We start from the raw sequence: 3,354 nt of genomic DNA, 5'->3' as shown, positions 1-3,354 counted from the left end.
AGGCACGGCCGTGATGCCGCCGGGCACGCCACGGTTGGTGTACATCACAGGCGCACCGGGCGACTGGCGCGGCGGCTGGTAGTTCGGCGGCAGGCGCACATGGGTGTAGTTGATGCTCTGCACGTAGCGCGGCGAGTAGCGGTAGTACGGCACAAACACTTCACGCGGCGCCAGCGGCACCCAGCCGACGACCGGCCCGCTGCCAACCGAGACCGACACGTTCCAGCCCGGGCCGGAACCGCCCACCCAGGCAACCATGGCCGGCGCATACACCGGGCGGCGCACGTACTGGCCTGGTGCCCAGCACCAGCGGCCACGCCAGTTGACCCAGCGGCCGTAGTGGAATGGTGCGAAGCCCCAGGCGGCATCGTCCTGCCAGGTCCAGCCCCATGGGCTGACCCAGATCCAGCGGCCGTAGCGGTACGGCGCCCAGTCTGTCTGCACCACCGTCGGCGTCCACACCGCACCGTACTCCGGGTGTGTGTCCCAGTTGCCCTGGCCAGCCAGGTCTTCTGCACCGGTCATCTCGGGCGAAACCGGGTAACGCTGCTGATCGGCGCGTGGCGGCTCGCGGCCATCTTCATACAGCGCCCAACGCTCGAAATCGTCGTCTGCCGGGGCACCCCAGCTCAGCGCCAGCGGGCCGCGGCCTTCGTTGCTCAGGATGGCGCGCTGGCCGGTTCGCAGCGCCACGCTGCGGCTGTCGCTGTTGAACTGCAACTCGCCAGTCAGCACGCTGGCCTGTTCCTGATCGTCGGACACATCCACCCGGAACAAGCCGGTGCTGCGCGGCAGATAACTGCCCTCACGGGTGTTCAGCGACACCTCCCGGATCAACTCCGGCTCGCGCACCCGCACAATGGCACTGCCGCTGTAGAGCCGCAGGTCCACGCGGTCATCGTCCAGGCGCTCGATCGCCAGGTCGGTACGTTCGTCCAGCCGCACGGTGGTCGAGCCGATCTGCAGTTCCAGCCGAGATTCGCGGTCGGTGGTCAGGCGGTCACCGGTGGTGAAGGGGCGATTGCGCTGCAGGTCGAACCATTCACGCTGGCCTTGCTCCTGCATCCAGGCCTGGCCACGCACCTGGGCCACGCGGCCGACACGGCCTGGCGGATCGTCTTCCGCCTGCGCTGCCGGCGCCGCGGCCACCCAGAGGGCCAACACCGCCAGGGCGGCACCGGCACCTCGGCGCCATGCGCTGCCCCGGGTTCCCGTCACCCGGCCAGCCGGGCGCTTCGAAGACAAAAAGGATTGCATGCGGGGACTAACGTTCAGGCCGCCATCTGCGCTGACCCACTGCGGGTCAACCCCAGCACCAGCCGTATCCATTGGTGACAAAGCCACGCTCAACCCGGGGCCAAAGCTCACGGTTTTCAGGCAATCCGCGCGCCCGAAGCCCGCTTCAGGCGCCGGAGATGGCCAGGCTGGTGAGTTCGACCGATTGCGACATGCCTTGCGAGCAGCCGTCCAGCCACACTCGCAGCAGCGGTGCGCTGGTATCTGCGCTGACCGTGGGCGCACCGGAGAGCGCGGCCACGCCGTTGTAGCTCGCCGTCCAGGCCAGGCTGGGGCCGCCTTCCAGGTGCAAGGTGCCGGGCATCGCGTTGAAGCCGACCACGTTCCAGGTGTAGCGCTGGCCACGGTAGACCAGTTCCAGCCGCGGCACGTCGGTGTCGAACTGGCCCAACCCCAGGTCCCAGCGGCTGACTTTCAGGTCAATCGCCAGGCGCTCGTAGCTGCCGGCGCTGAGGTGGGACTCGGTCAACGCCACCTCGGCCGCCGCTTTCGGGCAGGCCACGCTGCCGGTGACCGGATCGGTGATGTAGAGCGCTGCGGCCATCTTCAGCAGGCCATTGCCCAGCGTGGTGCTGGCGGCGCTGGCCGGCTCGGCAGTCAGCTGCCAGCCGTCGGCGCTGCTGAAATCCCATTGCTGCGCGACCGTCAAGCCGCCGCTGTTTCCGGAGCTTCCCGAGCCGCCGGAACCGGCCGGCGTCGAGCTGCTGCCATCGCTGCCTCCACCGCCGCCGCCACAGGCGGAAACCGCCATCGCCAGCGGCAACAGGCAGGAGGAAAGGGGAAACAGGCGACGAAACAGCATCATGGGGCATCGGCAGGAACAGGCCGTGCGGGCGGCGTGGCATCGCCACAGCCAACCTCTTCCGGCGGAAGCGCATTGTCCAACGGTTGCACCGTCACGGCCACCCGTGGCAACGCGCGGCCACCGCCGCGGATCACGCCGCGCAGCGGCGCCACATCGCCATAGTCGCGGCCCCAGGCCAGCGTCACGTGGTCCATGCCAGCCGGCACGTCGTTGGTCGGGTCCAGCGCCACCCAGCCCTGCTCAGGGCACCAGATGGCCATCCAGGCATGCGAGGCATCGGCGCCGATCAGCCGCGGCTGGCCTTCTGGCGGGTTCGTCAACAGGTAGCCGCTGACGTAACGGGCCGCCAGGCCCAGCGAGCGGCAGGCACCAATCATCACGTGGGCAAAGTCCTGGCAAACGCCGCGCGACAGCGCCAGCGCCTCGGTCGCCCGGGTGTTCACCGAGGTGCTTTGCGGCTGGTAGGCCATGCGCTCGTTGACCAGTTGCATCAAGGCCAGCGCGCCGCCCATCACCGAGCGGCCCGGCGTGAAGGCCAGCCGGCCGAAGGCGGCCAGCTGCGGCGAGCGCGGCGCGAAATGCGAAGGCAAGGTGAACTCGACCGCCTCGGCATGCGCCACGCCAGCGTGGTAACGCAGCGCCTCGGCCACGTCTTCCCACGCCGGGCTGTTTTCGGGGTCAGGGGCTGCGGCAGGCGTGAGCCCCACCTCGAAGCGGGAGCTGACGCACAGCCGCTCATGCACCCGCGAATGGCTGAAGGCCAGCCGGCCATTGCCCCAGCAGTCGAAGCTCATCTGGGTGGCGGGCGCCGGGCCGGTGTCACTGGCCAGTTCTTCCCATTCGTCGGGTGCCGGGTCGATGGACAGCGACCAGTCGCGCACCAGCTGGCTGTCGGTGGCGCGCGGACTCAGGTAGGCCACGTGATGCGCCAGCTCCACCGGCGCGTCATAGGCATACAGCGTGTCGTGCTGCACGCTCAGCCAGCGCATTTCTTCATCCGTCTCGCTGCTCATCTCGCCGCTCATTGCCAGACCAGGTGATCCACCGCGCCAACGTGCGAGAACATCTTGCGGCCGATCGCGTCCGACAGTGCCAGCGCCTGCTCGCTGCAGTCGCGCAAGGCGGTGATCAGCGCAGTGTGGCTGCCGTCCTCGTCGCACGCGGCCAGTTCGGCCAGCGGCCAGGACTCCGGCGTGGGCAGCGGCGCGGCCACTTCCGCGGCCCAGGCCGCCTCGTGGCGGGCCAGTTTCAGG

4 protein-coding genes are annotated in these 3,354 nt (G+C 69.3%); all 4 read right to left on the bottom strand.

The window, feature by feature from the left end:
* A partial coding sequence (locus tag FKP22_RS25005; RefSeq protein WP_141290378.1) for a DUF6600 domain-containing protein occupies positions 1 to 1,164 on the bottom strand: 1,164 nt, incomplete at its 3' end.
* A 238-nt stretch (positions 1,165 to 1,402) separates the two neighbouring features.
* Entirely contained in the window at positions 1,403 to 2,101 is a 699-nt protein-coding gene (locus FKP22_RS25000; RefSeq protein WP_141290376.1) for a hypothetical protein, read from the bottom strand.
* Entirely contained in the window at positions 2,098 to 3,114 is a 1,017-nt protein-coding gene (locus FKP22_RS24995) for a transglutaminase family protein (protein ID WP_231012805.1), read from the bottom strand. The genes FKP22_RS25000 and FKP22_RS24995 overlap by 4 nt, the downstream gene beginning before the upstream one ends.
* 8 nt (positions 3,115 to 3,122) lie before the next feature.
* On the bottom strand, positions 3,123 to 3,354 hold a 232-nt coding region (locus FKP22_RS32700; protein ID WP_170201075.1), incomplete at its 5' end, for a hypothetical protein.

Source organism: Ideonella azotifigens (assembly GCF_006519715.1).
GTDB lineage: Bacteria > Pseudomonadota > Gammaproteobacteria > Burkholderiales > Burkholderiaceae_C > Ideonella > Ideonella azotifigens.
This window is presented reverse-complemented; position numbering and strand designations above follow the sequence as displayed.

Coding starts and splice junctions, on each gene's coding strand:
- FKP22_RS25000 (WP_141290376.1), bottom strand. CDS start 2,101: ATGATGCTGTTTCGTCGCCTGTTTCCCCTTTCCTCCTGCCTGTTGCCG.
- FKP22_RS24995 (WP_231012805.1), bottom strand. CDS start 3,114: ATGAGCAGCGAGACGGATGAAGAAATGCGCTGGCTGAGCGTGCAGCAC.